Source organism: Streptomyces sp. A0642, from assembly GCF_004795105.1.
Lineage (GTDB): Bacteria > Actinomycetota > Actinomycetes > Streptomycetales > Streptomycetaceae > Streptomyces.
Window position 1 is genome coordinate 479361 of the sequence record NZ_SSBL01000002.1, and the last position, 16969, is coordinate 496329.

The 16969-nt window shown below is 71.1% G+C and carries 19 protein-coding genes and 1 tRNA gene; 11 read left to right on the forward strand and 9 right to left on the reverse strand.

Features of this window, described 5'->3' with window-relative positions; all coding sequences use genetic code 11:
* Positions 1-6: 6 nt before the first annotated feature.
* From E6R60_RS05645 to E6R60_RS05660, 4 genes are all read right to left on the reverse strand, one after another.
* The gene (locus E6R60_RS05645; protein WP_136325285.1) at positions 7-690 is read right to left on the reverse strand and encodes a hypothetical protein; all 684 of its coding nucleotides are present in this window, start codon (positions 688-690) and stop codon (positions 7-9) included.
* Complete coding sequence (locus E6R60_RS05650; protein ID WP_168713538.1) at positions 687-1109, reverse strand: thioesterase family protein; 423 nt, start codon at positions 1107-1109, stop codon at positions 687-689. The genes E6R60_RS05645 and E6R60_RS05650 overlap by 4 nt, the downstream gene beginning before the upstream one ends.
* A 5-nt stretch (positions 1110-1114) precedes the next feature.
* Positions 1115-2779 (reverse strand): energy-dependent translational throttle protein EttA, encoded by a 1665-nt coding sequence (gene ettA, locus E6R60_RS05655; RefSeq protein WP_136325286.1) that lies wholly within the window; start codon positions 2777-2779, stop codon positions 1115-1117.
* A gap of 260 nt (positions 2780-3039) precedes the next feature.
* Entirely contained in the window at positions 3040-3561 is a 522-nt protein-coding gene (locus tag E6R60_RS05660) for a hypothetical protein (RefSeq protein ID WP_136325287.1), read from the reverse strand.
* Positions 3562-4148: 587 nt separating this feature from the next.
* On the opposite strand from E6R60_RS05660, the gene E6R60_RS05665 reads away from it, so the two are divergent.
* On the forward strand, positions 4149-4985 hold the full coding sequence (locus E6R60_RS05665; protein WP_136325288.1) for a hypothetical protein: 837 nt from the start codon (positions 4149-4151) through the stop codon (positions 4983-4985).
* A gap of 255 nt (positions 4986-5240) precedes the next feature.
* On the opposite strand, the gene E6R60_RS05670 is transcribed toward E6R60_RS05665, so the two are convergent.
* From E6R60_RS05670 to E6R60_RS05685, 4 genes are all read right to left on the reverse strand, one after another.
* Positions 5241-6692 (reverse strand): Cys-Gln thioester bond-forming surface protein, encoded by a 1452-nt coding sequence (locus E6R60_RS05670; protein WP_240802399.1) that lies wholly within the window; start codon positions 6690-6692, stop codon positions 5241-5243.
* A 235-nt stretch (positions 6693-6927) separates the two neighbouring features.
* Positions 6928-7506 (reverse strand): single-stranded DNA-binding protein, encoded by a 579-nt coding sequence (locus E6R60_RS05675; protein ID WP_136325290.1) that lies wholly within the window; start codon positions 7504-7506, stop codon positions 6928-6930.
* A 103-nt stretch (positions 7507-7609) separates the two neighbouring features.
* Complete coding sequence (locus tag E6R60_RS05680) at positions 7610-9538, reverse strand: YfjP family GTPase (RefSeq protein ID WP_136325291.1); 1929 nt, start codon at positions 9536-9538, stop codon at positions 7610-7612.
* Positions 9535-11187, reverse strand: a complete 1653-nt coding sequence (locus E6R60_RS05685; RefSeq protein WP_136325562.1) for a dynamin family protein — start codon at positions 11185-11187, stop codon at positions 9535-9537. The genes E6R60_RS05680 and E6R60_RS05685 overlap by 4 nt, the downstream gene beginning before the upstream one ends.
* A 318-nt stretch (positions 11188-11505) precedes the next feature.
* On the opposite strand from E6R60_RS05685, the gene E6R60_RS05690 reads away from it, so the two are divergent.
* A tRNA-Arg gene (locus E6R60_RS05690) sits at positions 11506-11578 on the forward strand.
* Positions 11579-11692: 114 nt separating this feature from the next.
* A complete protein-coding gene (locus E6R60_RS05695) occupies positions 11693-12667 on the forward strand; it encodes a tyrosine-type recombinase/integrase (RefSeq protein ID WP_136325292.1) in 975 nt (324 codons plus the stop codon).
* Between the two features lie 406 nt (positions 12668-13073).
* Here E6R60_RS05695 and E6R60_RS05700 read toward each other — a convergent pair whose 3' ends face one another.
* On the reverse strand, positions 13074-13445 hold the full coding sequence (locus E6R60_RS05700) for a hypothetical protein (RefSeq protein WP_240802400.1): 372 nt from the start codon (positions 13443-13445) through the stop codon (positions 13074-13076).
* A 530-nt stretch (positions 13446-13975) separates the two neighbouring features.
* Here E6R60_RS05700 and E6R60_RS05710 point away from each other — a divergent pair.
* From E6R60_RS05710 to E6R60_RS05740, 8 genes are all read left to right on the forward strand, one after another.
* Positions 13976-14269, forward strand: coding sequence for a hypothetical protein (locus E6R60_RS05710; protein ID WP_136325294.1), 294 nt, complete (start codon positions 13976-13978; stop codon positions 14267-14269).
* A gap of 77 nt (positions 14270-14346) precedes the next feature.
* A complete protein-coding gene (locus E6R60_RS05715) occupies positions 14347-14880 on the forward strand; it encodes a hypothetical protein (protein WP_136325295.1) in 534 nt (177 codons plus the stop codon).
* Complete coding sequence (locus tag E6R60_RS05720) at positions 14877-15224, forward strand: phiSA1p31-related protein (protein WP_136325296.1); 348 nt, start codon at positions 14877-14879, stop codon at positions 15222-15224. The genes E6R60_RS05715 and E6R60_RS05720 overlap by 4 nt, the downstream gene beginning before the upstream one ends.
* Positions 15221-15610: a helix-turn-helix transcriptional regulator gene (locus E6R60_RS05725; RefSeq protein WP_136325297.1), complete on the forward strand. Its 390-nt coding sequence runs from the start codon at positions 15221-15223 to the stop codon at positions 15608-15610. Before E6R60_RS05720 ends, E6R60_RS05725 begins: the two co-directional genes overlap by 4 nt.
* Positions 15607-16278: a hypothetical protein gene (locus E6R60_RS05730; protein ID WP_136325298.1), complete on the forward strand. Its 672-nt coding sequence runs from the start codon at positions 15607-15609 to the stop codon at positions 16276-16278. The genes E6R60_RS05725 and E6R60_RS05730 overlap by 4 nt, the downstream gene beginning before the upstream one ends.
* Complete coding sequence (locus tag E6R60_RS37755; RefSeq protein ID WP_276613940.1) at positions 16272-16400, forward strand: hypothetical protein; 129 nt, start codon at positions 16272-16274, stop codon at positions 16398-16400. The genes E6R60_RS05730 and E6R60_RS37755 overlap by 7 nt, the downstream gene beginning before the upstream one ends.
* The gene (locus tag E6R60_RS05735; protein ID WP_136325299.1) at positions 16400-16708 is read left to right on the forward strand and encodes a hypothetical protein; all 309 of its coding nucleotides are present in this window, start codon (positions 16400-16402) and stop codon (positions 16706-16708) included. The genes E6R60_RS37755 and E6R60_RS05735 overlap by 1 nt, the downstream gene beginning before the upstream one ends.
* Positions 16701-16946, forward strand: coding sequence for a hypothetical protein (locus E6R60_RS05740; protein WP_136325300.1), 246 nt, complete (start codon positions 16701-16703; stop codon positions 16944-16946). Before E6R60_RS05735 ends, E6R60_RS05740 begins: the two co-directional genes overlap by 8 nt.
* The last annotated feature ends 23 nt before the right edge of the window (positions 16947-16969 follow it).

The window sequence follows — 16969 nt, forward strand, 5'->3', positions numbered from 1 at the left end:
ACGCGCCTACCCGCCCACGGAGACGGCGAGCGCCCCCAGGCCCCCGGCCGCTCCGGCCCGCCGCAGGGCGATGGATCCGTAAGGGGTACGCAGCCGCATCCAGGAGCCCGTGGCCAGCAGGGCCACGGGGAAGTCCGGGGCGGCCCGCAGGAAGCCGAGGGACTGCGCCGCGTGCACGGCCCGCAGCGGAAGCTCCGTACCGCCGACGGTCCGCGACCAGACGTCCCGCCCGATCCGGTCCCGCTCCGCGCGGGTGCGCCGCTCCTCGGGCAGCCCCGCGTCGCGCGTACGGAACTCCGCGACGGCGGCGCTCAGTGCGGTGCGCAGGTCGAGGGGCCCCGGCAGCCCCGGCCGTTCCTGCCAGCCGCCGCGCGGAGGCAGGACACCGGTCCAGGGTGGCCCGGTGACGGCCGCGGGGACGGCCCCGCTGCCCGTCGACTCCTCCAGGGACTCCAGAAGCTCACCGGCGGACACGGTCGCGTCGAAGGCGTACGGATCCGCCAGCCGCACGGCCCGGATCGCCAGGACGTCGAACGACGGCGGCCGGCCGAACACGGCCAGCGCGCCACCGCCCGCCTGCAGCCGTACGGCCGCGGCACGGTCGTAGTGGAGCAGCCGCCCGAGGAAGGCCGCGAGATCCGCGGCCTCCCTCGCGTCGGCGAACCGCAGCGTCTGCACGGGAGCGGTCATACCGCCGCCGGCTCCTCGGCCAGGTACTCCTGGAGGAAGAGCTTCTCCTCGGCGGAGATCCGCCGGGGCCGCTCCTCGGCCAGGTTGTACGGGACGACCACGGTCGACGCCCGTACGTACACCTGCTCCGGGTCCTTGATCTCGTACGCGATCGTGAGCGAGGCGGCGCCTATCTTCGTGACCCAGGACTCGACGGTCACCGGGGCGTGCCGGTGGACCAGCGGCCGCACGTAGTCGATCTCGTGCCGGGCCACGACGGAACCGCCCGCGAAGGACGGCGAGCCGTCCCCCGGCGCCAGCCGGAACATGAAGTCGATGCGCGCCTCCTCCAGGTAGCGGAGGAAGACCACGTTGTTGACGTGGCCGAAGGCATCCATGTCCGACCAGCGCAGCGGGCAGCTGTAGATGTGACGTGCCAAGACGATCAGCCTCGCGTGAGCTTCTTGTACGTGGCACGGTGCGGGCGTGCCGCGTCCGCGCCGAGACGCTCGACCTTGTTCTTCTCGTACGACTCGAAGTTGCCCTCGAACCAGTACCACTTGGAGTCGCCCTCGTACGCCAGGATGTGCGTGGCGACGCGGTCCAGGAACCAGCGGTCGTGGGAGATGACCACGGCCGCACCGGGGAACTCCAGCAGCGCGTTCTCGAGCGAGGACAGGGTCTCGACGTCGAGGTCGTTGGTGGGCTCGTCGAGGAGCAGCAGGTTGCCGCCCTCCTTGAGCGTCAGCGCCAGGTTGAGGCGGTTGCGCTCACCACCGGAGAGCACACCGGCCGGCTTCTGCTGGTCCGGGCCCTTGAAGCCGAACGCGGAGACGTACGCGCGCGACGGCATCTCGACCTGGCCGACGTTGATGTAGTCCAGCTCGTCCGAGACGACCGCCCACAGCGTCTTCTTCGGGTCGATGTTCGCGCGGGACTGGTCGACGTAACTGATCTTGACCGTGTCGCCGACCTTGATGGCGCCGGAGTCCGGCGTCTCCAGACCCTGGATCATCTTGAACAGCGTGGTCTTGCCCGCGCCGTTCGGACCGATGATGCCGACGATGCCGTTGCGCGGCAGCGTGAACGACAGGTCGTCGATGAGGACCTTGTCACCGAAGGCCTTCGAGAGGTTCTCGACCTCGACGACGATGGAACCGAGCCGCGGGCCCGGCGGAATCTGGATCTCCTCGAAGTCCAGCTTCCGCATCTTGTCCGCCTCGGCCGCCATCTCCTCGTACCGGGCGAGACGCGCCTTGGACTTGGTCTGACGCCCCTTGGCGTTGGACCGCACCCACTCCAGCTCTTCCTTGAGCCGCTTCTGCCGCTTCTCGTCCTTGCGGCCCTCGACCTTGAGGCGGGTGGCCTTCTTCTCCAGGTACGTGGAGTAGTTGCCCTCGTACGGAATGGCGCGGCCGCGGTCGAGCTCGAGGATCCACTCGGCGACGTTGTTCAGGAAGTACCGGTCGTGGGTGACGGCGACCACGGCGCCCGCGTACTTCGAGAGGTGCTGCTCCAGCCAGTTCACCGACTCGGCGTCGAGGTGGTTGGTGGGCTCGTCGAGCAGCAGCAGGTCGGGCGCCTCGATGAGGAGCTTGCAGAGCGCGACACGGCGCTTCTCACCACCGGACAGGTTGGTCACGGGCCAGTCGCCGGGCGGGCAGCCCAGGGCGTCCATGGCCTGCTCCAGCTGCGCGTCCAGGTCCCACGCGTTGGCGTGGTCCAGGTCCTCCTGCAGCTTGCCCATCTCGTCCATGAGGGCGTCGGAGTAGTCGGTCGCCATGAGCTCGGCGACCTCGTTGAAGCGCTTGAGCTTGCCCATGATCTCGGCGGCGCCGTCCTGGACGTTCTCCAGGACGGTCTTCGACTCGTCGAGGTGGGGCTCCTGCATGAGGATGCCGACGCTGAACCCGGGCGACAGGAAGGCGTCACCGTTGGACGGCTGCTCCAGGCCCGCCATGATCTTCAGCACCGTGGACTTACCGGCACCGTTGGGACCCACCACACCGATCTTCGCGCCGGGCAGGAAGCTCAGCGTCACGTCGTCAAGGATGACCTTGTCGCCGTGCGCCTTGCGTGTCTTGCGCATCGTGTAGATGTACTCAGCCAAGAGAAACCGTCCGGCAATCGATGAGTGGGCAGATACACCCCATCTTGCCTGACTGCTACCTCTTGACGGAAACCCGTATCGATGGGTGGCCCTGAGCTGGGACTACGCCCGGCCACGGCTGTAACCGACCGGTCACCGAATGTCCCGACCGATCGCCGGGGGTGCTGACGCGGTCCGCCGCCGCCCCGCGTACCGGGATCGCCCCGCCGATCGTCCACAGGACGTGGGCGGGGCGCCCGATGCCGAGACCCGCCGTGTCCTCAGCCGACCTGCTGCGGTGTCCAGAAGTGCGGATCGATGGGGGCCTGCCTCACCACGATGCGGCCGGTGACGCCGGGATCGTCCACCAGCTTCCCCCACGAGCCGGATCCGTCGCTGGGGGTGTGCTCGATGTCGGCCCACACCACGCTGCCCGGTCCGGCGGAGCCGACGGAGACGGTCCACTCGGCGTACCTGCCGTCACAGGTGTTGGCCACCACCCGGTAACTGTCATTCAGGCGCAGACAGGTACGGGGGTTCGAGCCGGCCGTGGAGACCTCCATCGTTCCGTTGGGGCGCTGCCGTACCTGCCAGTTCGCCGAGGTGTTCGCGTTGTCCGTGCAGTCACCCAGCGACACCGCGCCCCGGTACCCGCCCGGTTTCGGGTAGGTCAGGCACTTGCCGTCCTGGAGGGCCGCGAACCGGTAGACCCCGTCGACCAGCGGGGCGGCGTGGGCGGGTTGGGCGAGTACCGCGGTGGCCGCGGCCGCGGCGGCCATGACAGCGATGACGCGTGAACGCATGGGATGGGACTCCTCGAACAGCCGTCGCCGCACCGCTCGCGCGGCACGGACCCGGTCGATGTCTATTCCGCCGGAGCCGGCGGCGGCACCGATCCTGGAGCACCGGCCGGCCCCGGAGCAGCCCACGAGGGCGGCAGTCACCCGCCTGGCTGACCCACATCACCCGATGGCGTCGCCGCTCAGGGGCTACGGCTTCGCCGCATCGCCCGGATGGCAGGTCGAGCACGGCCGGGTCGCGCCGCGCGAGGAACCTGTGGGGGAAACGGAGCCCGACACGCAGCCGAAGCACCGCCGCTCCCTCTCGCGGATGCCCTGGCCCGCGGCACCCGCTCGGTGACCGGTGCGGTGCCGGCCGCCTACGCGCACACCCACGGGGTTCGCGCCCTTGACGGGCATATGCCCACCCCACGCTAAGGGCTGTCCCGCAATTCCTGGCGGGCGCGCGACGCCAGCTATGGCACCTCGCCGCGTTGTCGAAACGCCCGCATACCTCCCGTATGCGGGCGCCTCTCCGCCTTGCGATGCACCGCATCTGACGCCGCGCGCTGATCCACCAGGAATTGCGGGACAGCCCTTAGGGTCGAGCGGTGAGCCGAATCGAGAGGACCGCCGAGGGTGCGGGGCCGTTCACGACGCGGCTGACCTGGCGCCTCGGCGATGGGGGTACCGCGGTCTGGGAGTCGCGGCGAGCGCGCAAGCGCGGCCTGCTCACCGTGCGGGCGGCCGGCGATTCCGGGTCCCGCTCACGCAGGGCGGACCACGCGTCGGTCGGTCGTCTCCGCAGGCTGAACGCCATCGCGGCGATCGCCTTCACGGTGGGCGGGGGCCTGTTCGCCGCCGGGGCCGCGGTGGCACAGTTCGGGCCGGGTGACGCGACGGGGGCCTGGATCTACTTCGTCGGCGGCCTGTTCTTCAACACGGGCGGCTATGCGTCGCTCCTCCAGGCAGTCAACGCTCCTCGCCAGACCAACGGAATCGGGGCGCTTGCCGCGCGGCGCTGGAGATGGTGGAGCTACGAACCCGGCCGGATCGACTGGCTGAGCACCTTCGTGCTGTTCGTCGGCACGCTCGTGTTCGGCGTCAACCTGCTGAGTTCCTTGTTGCAGGGGCTTTCGACGCAGCAGGTGAACCGGCTGATCTGGGCCCCCGACATGGTCGGATGCACCCTGTTCCTCATCTCGGGGCATCTGGCCCTGGTGGAGGTCTGCCACGGCCGGCCGGGAATCAGGGCCGGCGATCTCGGCTGGTGGATCGTCGCGGTCAACCAACTCGGGTCCGTGCTCTTCATGGTCGCGGCCGTGGCCGACTTCACCCGCCCCACGACGGCAAGCGTCGTGAACGTCGACATCGCCGACTGGGGCACTCTCGCGGGAGCCCTGTGCTTCTCCGCCGGCGGAGTGCTCCAGTACTTCGAGCGTCCATGAGCCCCCGCTCACGGACGGCGCCCGCCAAACGCCGGTGAGGGCGGGGGCGGTGTCCCTGGGCGCGCCGGCCCGTCAGCGGCCTTGAGAACCGCCCAGCCGGTCATCCCTCCGGCCGGTTCCTGGCGACTTCGTACCGCGTAGGCCCCGGGCCGCGTCGCGAGCGAGGTGGTCCCCGCCGGTACGCCACGGCCCCGGCCGGCCGAAGCCGTACCGGGGCCGTGAGCGGGACGTGAAGGCCCGTGCGCCCGCCGCGCGTTACTCGCTCGCGGACTGGCCCTTGCGGCGGCGAAGGAAGAAGACCGCGCCGCCGCCGATGACGACCAGGGCGATCGCGGTACCGGCGATGACCGGGGTGGCGTTGGAGCTGCCGGTCTCGGCCAGGTTGCCCCCGGTGCCGGCCGTGCTGCCGCCGGCGGTGGCGGTGAGCGTGGTGGGCTGCTCGGCGGTCTGGGTGGTGAGGCCGCTGTCGGTGCTCTTGCCCGTGGTCAGGCAGTCCAGGACGCCCTTGAACGTCCGGGTGAACCCGGCGGGTCCGGTGACCGTGACGTCGTACGCCTGGTCCTCGGCGACCGGCACGGTCACCGTGTCGGACTTGCCGGGTGCGACGGTGTGCTCCGCGCCCGCCAGTTCGTACGTGAAGGGCTCGTCGCCCTTGTTGCTCGTGGTGACGTCCACGCCGCCCTTGGCGCAGTTCTTCTTGGCGGTGACCGCCGGGATGGCGCCCTTGCCGGCCCAGGTCGCGGTGGCGCTCGCGGAGACCGTGGACTCGCTGGAGCCGGCCAGGATCTGGGTCTGGCTCTTGGTGGCGCCGGCGAAGGCACGGCCGACGGGGACCGAGGTGGTGGCCTGGACGGTCAGCGAGGCGGAGCCGTCGGCGGCGCCTGCCGGGATGTCGAACCAGAGCTGGGAGCCGTTGACGGCCGTGGTGACGGCCTTGCCCTTCTCGTCGGTGATCCTGACGCCGCTCGCGGAGTCGGCGGGCGGGGCCACCGAGACCTGGCCGGCGTTGGTGTGGACGGTGACGGGGCCGACGCGCCGGCCGGAGTGGCCGGACACCGCGACCGGGTCCAGGGCGAGGGACGCCTGGGGCTCGGCGGCGTCGACGGCCTTGTCCTTCAGCCAGTCGGCGAGCTTCTCCGCCTGGGGGTCGGAGGCGGTGACGTCGGCGTCGTCCGAGTAGCGCCAGATGGCGACCTGGGTGCCTGCCGCTGCCGTCCGCTCGGTGAGCGCGCCCGTGCCGGCCGCCTTGGCGAGCGCCTGGAGGTCGTCGATCTTCGGGTAGGAGTGCTCCAGGATCCAGCGGATCTTGCCGGCGTTCTTGTTCGTGCCGAGCGAGGTCTGGTCCCAGGGGGTCTCCAGGTACTTCGCCTGGTCCTGGGTGGGGTTGTGGATGTCGATGCAGTACGTCTTGAACTTGCCGCCGCCGTCGACGGTCATCTCGAAGAGTCCCGCGGAGACCTTCTGGTCCTCACCACCGGTGTGGATGACCGCGTCGTCGTACGTCTTCAGCCCGTCCAGGGTCGCGGTGGCGCCGCCCTGGTGCGGGGGCGCCTCGTCAGCGGCCGCCCCGCTCGCGCCGGTGAGGACTCCGGCCATGACGAGGCCGGACGCCACCACGGACGCGGCCAGCCGGGCCATGCCCCGGCTCCGTCGGGGGTGGGCCGTCGTCGCGGATGACGAGGCGGTCGCTGAAGAAGCAGAAAACACAGAATTCCCCTCCGGGCGAGACCCTCGCGTCCGTTACGCGTGTGGGGATTGTCCCGCCAGCCGACTCAAGTGCCGTATGAGTACTGAGGAATCCTAAGGAACGAGCGAAGCACAGTCCCCCGTCATACCGTCCGACAACCATTCCGAATCGGAATCGTTATCCCGGGTAACGACCCGGCGGAGTACGGGGACGCGTCCCTGGTCCCGGTCCCCGCCTCCTCCGCCGGGTGCTCCGTCAAGGCGCCGACACCAGTTCGGGCTCCGCCTTCTGACGCACCGTCCGGCGGCGGGCGGCGGGACGCTGCGCCCGGTCGGGCGCGGCCGGCCGGCGCTCCGCGTCCCGTGGTTCCGCCTGGTCCGCGGGCTGTTCACCGTCCGACGGGCGCTCCCGTACGGCCCACTGGTCCGGCTCGTCGTTCTCCCGGGCGCCGGGCCGCGCCGTCAGCCCGGGATCGCCCCTGACCACGCGCCGGAAGGCCGACGTCCCCCGGGTCAGGTCGTGTCCCACCGCCACCGCCTCGATGTCCACGAAGGTCCGGCGCTGCCCCTCCCGTTCCTCCTCGCGCACCTTCAGCCTGCCGTGCACCACCAAGGGCTCCCCGACGGCCACCGAACCCGTCAGGTTCGCCGCCAGGGTGCGCCAGGCCCACACGGTGTAGAAGCTGGTGTGCCCGTCCGCCCAGAGTTGTTTCTCCCGGTCCCACCGCCGCGGCGTCACCGCGAACCTGAAGCGTGCCATCCCCCCGCTCGCGGTCTCCCGGAACTCCACGCCGGTCGCCGCGTTCCCCACCAGCGTCACCAAGGTCTCGTTCATGACTCCGCCTCCCCTTCGGTCCGGATACCAGTGACCGCGTCCTGCGCTGCGGCCACGGGTCCCATGCTGAAGGGGAGGCGGAATTCCTGCTGAGGCCTGTGGACTAACGGCCCGTTGTGGAGAACTCCGTCACCGCCACGAAGCGCTCGCGCACCTCCCGGTACCGCACCAGCTCGGCCGACACCGGATCGAGCACCCGGGCCCGCCCGCAGGCCGCCGCCGCCTCGCGCAGCCTTCGTTCGGCCTCCTGGCCGTACCGTCGCGCGGGCCCCCGGGCGGCCGCCGCGCACGACCACTCCACAAGCGGGCCGCCGATGATGCCCGCCAGCATCACCAGAGCGGGCGTCAGCAGACCGGGCGGCAGCACACCGATGATCTGGCCGGCCAGCCACAGGCCGCCGAAGATCTGCAGCAGGGTCATCGCCACTTGCGCGAGTACGGCCGCGGGCCACCAGGCGGGCCGTGGCGGCCTCGCGCTCGTACGTGCCCCTGGCTCCGGTTCCGTACGGCCCCGAGCCCCGGTGCCGCCGTCCGCACCCGCCGGGCCGGTGACCGTGGCCCGTTCCTCCGCCCCCGTGGCCCGCCCGGCGAGTTCATCGAGTGCCTCGGACAGCCCCTGCGCCCCGTGCACCGCGGCTTCGCGCACCGCCTGGGCCCACGGCCCGGGCAGTCCGTCGGCGGCGTCGTCGGCCACCGTGCGCACGGCCTGTTCGACCCGCTGGCGGGCGGTGAGCTGCTCTTCGGGGGGTGCGGTGGAAGCGCCCCGGTCCAGGCCTCCGGGCTGCCGGGTGGACTCGTACCAGCGCCACAGCCGCAGCCACGGGGTCCCGCAGGCCCGTCCGGCGTTGCGGCGCCATTCGCGTTCGGCGGCCTGTCCGGCGGCCGAGGCGCCGACGGCCTCCGCCAGCCGGTCGGCGAACTCCTCCCGGGCCCGCTCCCCCAGGCCCGGCCGCCCCTCGGCGACGTAGACGGGGCGGAGCCTCGCCGCCGCCGCGTCGACGTCCGCGGACAGCCGGCGGGTCGCCGCCGTGCGGTCCTGGACGAACCGGCCGAGCAGTTCCCGCAGTTCGCCCACCCCTTCGCCGGTGAGGGCGGACAGGGGCAGGACGGTGGCACCGGGTTCACCGTGTTCGCCGAGCGCCATTCCGTCCTCGTCGAGGAGCCGGCGCAGATCGTCCAGGACCTGGTCGGCGGCCTCGCCGGGCAGCCGGTCGATCTGGTTGAGGACCACGAAGGTGACCTCCGCGTGCCCGGCGAGCGGCCGCAGATAGCGCTCGTGCAGGGCCGCGTCCGCGTACTTCTCCGGGTCCACCACCCAGATCACCGCGTCGACGAGCGCCAGCACCCGGTCCACCTGGTCGCGGTGTCCCCGCGCCGCCGAGTCGTGGTCGGGCAGATCGACGAGGACGAGGCCCTGGAGCGCCTCGTCGGCCGCCGTGCCGCAGGGCTGCGGCCGGCGCCTGAGCCGTCCGGGGATCGCGAGCCGGTCCAGGAGACCCGCGGCGCCGTCCGTCCAGGAGCAGGCGAGGGGTGAGGAGGTGGTGGGCCTGCGCAGCCCGGTCTCGGAGATCTGGGCGCCGGCCAGGGAGTTGAAGAGGGTCGATTTGCCGCTGCCGCTCGCTCCGGCGATGGCGACGACGGTGTGACGGGAGGAGAGCCGCTGCCGGGCCGCCGCCTCGTCGAGGACGCGGCCCGCCTCGGCGAGGGCGGTCCTGCCCAGGCGGGCCCTGGAGAGGCCGACGAGTTCGCGCAGGGCGTCCAGGCGCGGGCTGAGCGGGCTGCCGGACGGCACGTACGCCTCGACCTGGGGCCGTACGTCGTCCTCCGGCACTGCGGCGGGGGTTTCGCCGCGCGTGCTCTCCTCGGTGGCGGCGGCCGCCCGGCGGGCGATGAGGCCGTCGTCCCAGCCGCGCGACGCGTCCTGGTCCTGCCCCGCCGGCGGGTCGCCGTCCGGGGCCCGCCCGGGGGCCGGCTCCTGGGGGCGGTTCCTGCCCCGGCTCTGTCCCGGACCTTCGTCAGTGACGGCAGTCATCGCTGCCACCTCTCCTTCTGCAGTACGGACAGCGCGGCGATCAGTTCGGCCTGCGGTTCGGGGGCCACGTCCAGCGCGTCCAAGGGGGCGAGCCTGCGGTCGCGTTCACCGCCGAGCACCTGGTCGAGATAGGTGGTGAGCAGCGCGCCGCCCTTGTCGCGCAGCCGCAGGGCGCCCTGCGCGCCGATGCGTTCGGCCAGTTGCTCCCCGGCGACACGGGCCCGGCGGCCGCCGAGGAGGGCGGCGGAGAGGAGGGTGGCGACGGTCTCGGGGTCGGGTGCGGCGTTGCGCTCCATGAGGCGCACCTCTTCCTCGGCCAGTTCCTCCAGGACCCGGCGCCACCGCCGTACGGTCATGTCGATCCGGCCGCGGATGTCCTCGGCCGGCCCCCATCCGCCGGCTTCCCGGCCGGCCGCCTCGTAGGCGAACGCCCCGGCCGCCGGCTCCCGTCGCCAGGTGGCGCGGATCGTCTCGTCCGCGGCGGCCACCGCGCATTCCAGGAGCGCGGCGAGGGACTCCACGAGTGCGTCGAGCACCTCCTCCGAGGTGCTGTAGAGCGGGTAGCCGCGCCACCGGGTCCGGGCGTCCCCGGCGAGCGCCCCGCCGCTCTGGATCCGCCGCCGGACGCGTGCGCCCTCCTTTGCGTACGCGTCCTCCACCACACCGGTCAGCCGGACGGCGGCCGCGTACTGCGCCGCGACGGCTGCGGCCAGGGCGGGCATCCGGACGTCGAGGGAGTCGATGACCCCGGCCGCCGTCCGCCCGACCGCCTGCTGACGGGCCGCCGGGTCCTGCGCCCGGTGGGTGAGCCAGGCGCGCAGGGGGGCGACCGCGGTGGTGGGGAGCAGTCCGCTGCCTCCGCCGGCCGACTCGGGCAGTTCGGGGATGGTGAAGCGAGGCACCTCGCCGAGCCCTGCCTTGGTGAGCAGGGCGCCGTACTGCCGTGACACCTCGGAGATGACCTGGTGCGGCACCCGGTCGAGGACGGTGACGAGGGAGGCGTCGTACTCCTTGGCCGTACGCAGCAGATGCCAGGGCACGGCGTCGGCGTAGCGGGAGGCGGTGGTCACCATGACCCAGACGTCCGCCGCGCAGATGAGTTCGGCGGCCAGGACGCGGTTGCGGACGACGAGCGAGTCGATGTCGGGGGCGTCCAGCAGGGCGAGGCCGCGCGGCAGCCCGGCGGCGGTCTCGACGCGCAGGGCGGTCCCTTCCTCGGCCGCGTTCCCGTCGAATCCGTCGAGGTCGTCGCACTGGCCGGGGTCGGCGGACTCCTCGGGCGGCAGCCAGACGCGGGTGAGCTGCGGCAGCACCCGGACGTCGGCGAACCAGTGGTGATCGTCGGGGTGGCAGACGAGCACCGGCGTACGCGTGGTCGGGCGCAGCACCCCGGCCTCGCTGACGCGGCGTCCGACGAGGGAGTTGACGAGGGTCGACTTGCCCGCCCCGGTGGATCCGCCGATGACCGCGAGCAGGGGCGCGTCGGGGTCCTTGAGCCGGGGCAGCAGGTAGTCGTCGAGCTGGGCGAGCAGTTCGATCCTGGTCTGCCGGGCGCGTGGAGCTCCTGGAATCGGGAGTGGAAGACGCACGGCAGCGACACGGTCGCGCAGGGCGGAAAGTGCGTCGATGAGCTGAGGCCGTACGTCCAAGGTCACCACATGCGAAGAATGCCCAATTTTGGAGCCTTTTTGAAGCGTATAGCCACGTCTGCGCGCCGGTTCCTCCGTCCGGACAGAGGGGACGAGTGGGGCGCAGGCATAACGAGTGCACAACACCCGGGGCGCGAGGCGTCAAAAGCGATGCACGAATCGCACCCACCTGCGATTATCGTCTCGCTTCACCGAACCTCCACAACGTGCCACGCAGGTGAAGCAACCGGACCGAGTCAATCGGAGCCCTATCCTTGTCCCGGCAAGGTCGCGGACCGCCCGGGGTCCAGGGCTCCAGGCCACCGAGGCCTACACCCGGCCCCCGTAGCTCAGTGGATAGAGCAGGCGCCTTCTAAGCGCTTGGCCGCAGGTTCGAGTCCTGCCGGGGGCGCAAACATAGCCTCACCTGCGGAAACGCCGGTGAGGCATTTTCTTGGCCTGATGCACATCGCTTAAGGGCCAAGCGCCTTGACTGTCCACGATAGTGGGCAGCATGGTGGGCCGCATGACGGAAACGCGATTGAACCTCGCCCCCATGTCGGCCTCGTGGCTGCGTGCGCTCAGGTCGCAGAACAAGAGCGACAACACGATCCGGATCTACGGCCAGGCGGCCAAGAGCTTCGGTGCTTTCCTGCTCGACGCCGAGGGCGGCTACCGCCCGGCCGTCGACGAGGACGGCAACGAGGGACGGCCGGCCCCTGCCGAGCTCACCGACGTGCACCGCGAGCACGTCGAGGCGTACATCACGGCGACGATGCAGCGCACCTCGGCAAGCAACGCACACCAGCACTTCCGCTCACTGAAGACCATGTTCAACTGGCTGGTGGACGAGGAGGAACTGGACCGCTCCCCCATGCGCACGATGAAGCCGCCGGCACTGCCCGAGGTCGAGGTGCCCGTGATCCCGGAGGCCGACCTGAAGGCGCTGTTCGCGACATGCAAGGGGAAGACGTACGCGGACCGGCGCGACATGGCGCTGCTGATGCTGCTGCTGGACACAGGCGTTCGCCTGTCGGAGCTGACCGACCGGCACGTCGGCGATCTCGACCTGGACATGAAAGTGCTGCACGTGCTCGGCAAGGGCGGGAGAGCCCGACCCGTGCCGTTCGGCAACGCGTGCGCGACCGCCCTGGACCGGTACCTGCGGGCCGCCGCCAAGCACAAGGGCAAGCCGCTCGACGACGACGAGATGTGGCTGTGGTGGGGAGACCGCAACAAGATGCAGCGGCTCACCATCTGGGGGGTGGGGACCATGCTCAAGCGACGCTGCGCGCAGGCCGGCATCGACGAGCTGCACCCGCACCAGTTCCGGCACACGTTTGCCCATCAGTGGAAGGTGGCCGGCGGGAACGAGGACGACCTGATGCGCATCACGGGGTGGAAGAGTCGACAGATGCTCTCGCGGTACGCGGCGTCGGCCGGCGGGGAGCGGGCGCGGCTCGCCCACAAACGCATCAGCCCCGGCGACCGGCTCGGGTAAGCCGCCGGGGCGAGCGATCCACGGGTTAGCCGCTCAGCACCGAACTATGCGAAGGGCGCCCAGGAGCCGCGGCACGTGCAAGCACAGCAGCGCAAGCGCCGCGGCTTCCTCCATCTGCGCAGGGTCATGGGCCATGCGGACATACGCCCCGAAGTCCCGAAACATCATGGGCGTACCACGGTCGAGACCCACCGACTCCACTCTCACATCCGGCACATGACCCCCTATCCCGCCATCCGAATTCGGGCACGCCAAATTCGTACAGGCGTTCGCAACGCGCGAGGTCACGCCACCATACGTCCCTCCTGGCCACACGCGCAGCGTTCATGCGTGTAAGCGGTAGGTAATCGTCCGGCTGTGACAATACAGAGACGCGGCGTTCGATTGGAGCGGGGCGGGGCGAGCCCTACGCCTCGGCGTCCCAGCGCTCAGCGACGGCGGCGGCCTTGGGCCCGTCGGAGGCCGCATGAAGCATGCGGATCACGGTCGCCGGCGCGCCCTTGGTGAGCTCCTCGGCCGCGTACCCGATCGTCTGCAGGTGAGCGGCGGCTGCGACGATCTCCCGGGGCAGGTCGAGGCCGGCGGCGATCGCGGACACCAGCTGGGGCGTCACGGCGTAGCCCTCCCCCTTCGCGATCTTCGCAACGAGGCTCTTACTGGGGCTCCACCCGGACTCACTGTCCACGGCGGCGGCGGCGAACTCACGCGTGGACATGCGGCGCCCGGAGCCCACGCTGGCTCGAACGAGCTCCGTCAGTGCGTTGCGCTGCTCCGGCATTTCGCCCCTTCCGAACCCGTTTAGTCCACACCGATGTTCGACGCGTACTGGAAAAGATGCAGGTCAGCGAACGCAACCTTTTCCGGTCACGCGCCATTGTCCACGACTGGGGGCACTGACGGGGCCCCCACCCCCGGGGAAGACCGATATTTGCCCTAAGCAAGACCTGCCCACGATCGTGGACATCGCTCAAGCGATGTGCTTATCTATGGGTGTCCACGACCGTGGGCAGCACGACGGAGGCGCCGAATGACCCCTGCCCGACTTCATCTGACGAGCGGCACAGTGCTGCGAGAACTGATGCGGTGGGCGCCTCGCGGCAGGTCACTGACCATTCGCCAGTTCGCAGCGGACATCGGCGTCTCGAAAAGCAAGGTGGAAGCCCTGCTCTCAGAGGAACGCCCGACCGTGACGCATGCAGTCGCCAGACGCATATGCGAGGTCCTCGACGTTCGGCGGGACGCACTCTTTTTCGAGCCACTGCCCACGCCCACGGGCGTGGGCACAACAGCGGAAGGTGAACGAACGCCATGAGCGAGACCGAGACCCCGACCGAGCGGTCCATGCGTATGCGGCTGGCCTCTCACAAGAGCTGGGCCGGCACGCCGGACCGGTCGGCCCGTACGGCGGCCGCCCGCAAGGCGTCGCACCACACCCGGTTCCTGAAGGCGGCGCGCGAGCTCCACCCCGACGCGACCGACGAGCAGATCACGGCGGTTGCCGAGTCTCTGCGGTCGGCGCACTACACCGAGCTCGCACTGCGGTCCGCGAAGGCCCGACGGCTCAAGGCCGCGACGCGCGACACCAGTGCCGCCGCCGCCTGAAAAACGAAGAAGGCTGCTCCGACTTGCCGGCCCGAGCAGCCCCTCCTGCACCTCAACCATCAGAAATCGAGGGCGTTATGCAGCACCTTACCCATTCCCGTATCGCCGCGGCGCTCGCCGCTGCGACGCAGCCCGAGGGCGAGCGCCCCTGGCGTCTGCTCCTCACCAAGGCCCCGATGACGTACGCCGACACTCGCCGGTGGGTCGTCCTCGAGCAGAACGCCGACCTTCGCCAGCTCGCCGGCATCGATGAGGCAACCTGCCGCGCCGAGGCGTCCAGGGCCCGGATCATCAACGACCTGGCCCGTCGCGACGCCTACATGCACGCCCTGTCCGTCAGCGAACAGTTGATGAGCAGCACCCCCGTCCTGCCGACTGCGATGCGGGTCGACATGGCCCCCTGGAACGACGGCCCGACGATCCTCTGGAGCTTCCACAGGGACCGCGACGCGGTCGCATCGTTCGCTGCGCACTTCGGCATTTCAGTGACCGAGCGCCCGCACGACGACGAGGGCACCAGCACCTACGTGTCCACGACCGGTGTCATCGACGGTGTTCAGGTCGAGGCGTACGCCCTGGTCGACGCCGCCCCGGAGCAGGTGGCGGCATGACGACCACGACCGTCACCATCACGGCGACCGCCACGGCCGCGGGCTGCGAGTTCGCCCTGGACCGGGACTGGATCGACACATACGGCGCCCGCTGGACCTGGACCGGCGAGACGGACGAGACCGGCATGGCCCTGATGCAGACCGGCGACGACACCCCGCAGACCCTGAACCACGTCTACTGGTGGTTCGGCCCCCTCATCCCCGCGCCCCGCCCGGTCACCGTCGCCGACCGGCACGCCTGGCTGACGACCCCGGCCTGCACCCAGCCGGACGAGCAGGACGAGCACCCGACGCCGCGTACCGTCGCCGGGCTCCTCGGCCGGCTGCGCGGGCGGTCGGCATGAGGAACCACCTCGAGACCGCGATCCGCACACAGCTCCTGGCCGTCGCCGAGGACCGCGACCTGGACATCACCACGGGCGACGTCGCCGCTCTCACTGACGCTGCCGTGACCGCCGCCTACGCGCCGAGCCTGCTGGCCGGGCCGACCGAACTGACCAACCAGCAGACGGGCGTGCTTGTCGGCCTGGCGCTCGGCGACTCGGTCAAGGTCACCGCCCGGCGGATGTGTCTCAGCGTCCACACCGTGAAGACGCACCGCCGCCAGCTGTACAAGGCGCTCGGCGCGAGGACCGCTCCCGAGGCTGTCGCCATCGCCATGTCGCTCGGCCTCCTCCGGCTGCAGCGTCCGCTCGCGGTGCCTGGCCAGCGTGACGGGAGCGCGGCATGACGACCACGCACGACACCATCGCTACCGCCATCCTGGGCACCGTCCCCGGTGCCCGCCGCAACCTGACCCGGATCACCGTCGAGCACGCCTACGCGCCGTACGGGCACAGCACCCGGGACACCTGGTCCGGCTCGATCGACGGGCTGATGGACCGCATCGACGTCGCGTTGGAGAAGACCACCCCGCCCGGGGCCGAGGTCACTGCAGCGGTAACCACGGCGCGCACCGTCGTCCTGACGGCGCTGGCCCGGGCGCTGCGGGAGCAGCCCACCGCCGGGCGCGTACTGGACGGCCTGGACGAGCTCGGCGAGGCGGTAGTCCAGGAGGACCAGGACGCGGCCCGGTCCTGGGTGGACGGCATCAGCCTGCTCGTGGGCCTGCCGACCGCTCCGGACACCGGCCTGACGTACTACCGGGCCTCGCACGAATCGATCGTCGTCGGCCGGTACACCACCGAGGCCGTGGCCCGCCGCCGCTGCGAGTCGCTGCTGAGTGACGAGCACCCGGAGGACTCGGTGCTGCTCTTCGACTGGATCGGTGACGAGTCCGAGCCGGAGGAGCCGTGGGAGCTCACCGTCCAGGTCGACGGCGGGGACGAGCAGCCCACCGGCTATGTCGTCCACCCGCTGCGCATCGAGGCGGAGTTCGACCCGGACGCCGAGTGGTGACTGAGGAGTGGTTACTCCTCACGCTCATCGCTCTCGGCCTGCTGGACCTGGCCGCCATCGTCCTCGGCTGGATCGCCGACCGCCACATCACCCGCACCGCTCACCACCGCAAGGAGGGCTGATGGCCCCCGGATTCAACACCCCGCCCCCGCTCAAGACCCGTTCCCCGCGCAAGAAGCCCCTCGACGTCTTGGAGAACCTGCCGCGCCTGGGCCTCCACCCGGTGGCCCCCGGCACGTGTACGACCCCGATCTGCGGCGACGTCGCCGACCTCACGGACGAGGCCGACCTGCAGGACGGTTGGGTGCGCGCCGGGGTCTACGGTTCCGCCGATCCGGACCGCGTCTGGTGCTCCGGCCTGTGCGCCACGTACGGCATCGCGCTCGCCGAGCTCCGCGTGACGTCGAAGAGGGTGGCACCCGGTGCCTGACGCGATCGTCGCCCTGGCGCTCGTCCTCGTCGTCGGGGCGGCCCTGGTCCTGGTGAGCACGTACACCCGTGGGCACCGGGCCCCCACGGCCGGCCCCGACGGCGACCCCACCGGCGCGCCGCCGGACAGCGGCCTCTACCTCGCCTGCCACTCCCTGGTGTGCGGGCATCTCGAGCAGCTGCACGACGTCACCGCGTCAGGCCTCGTCTGCAGGCGCTGCGGCCAGGCCCCGAAGTGACCGCGCAACCCTCACCGTCCACC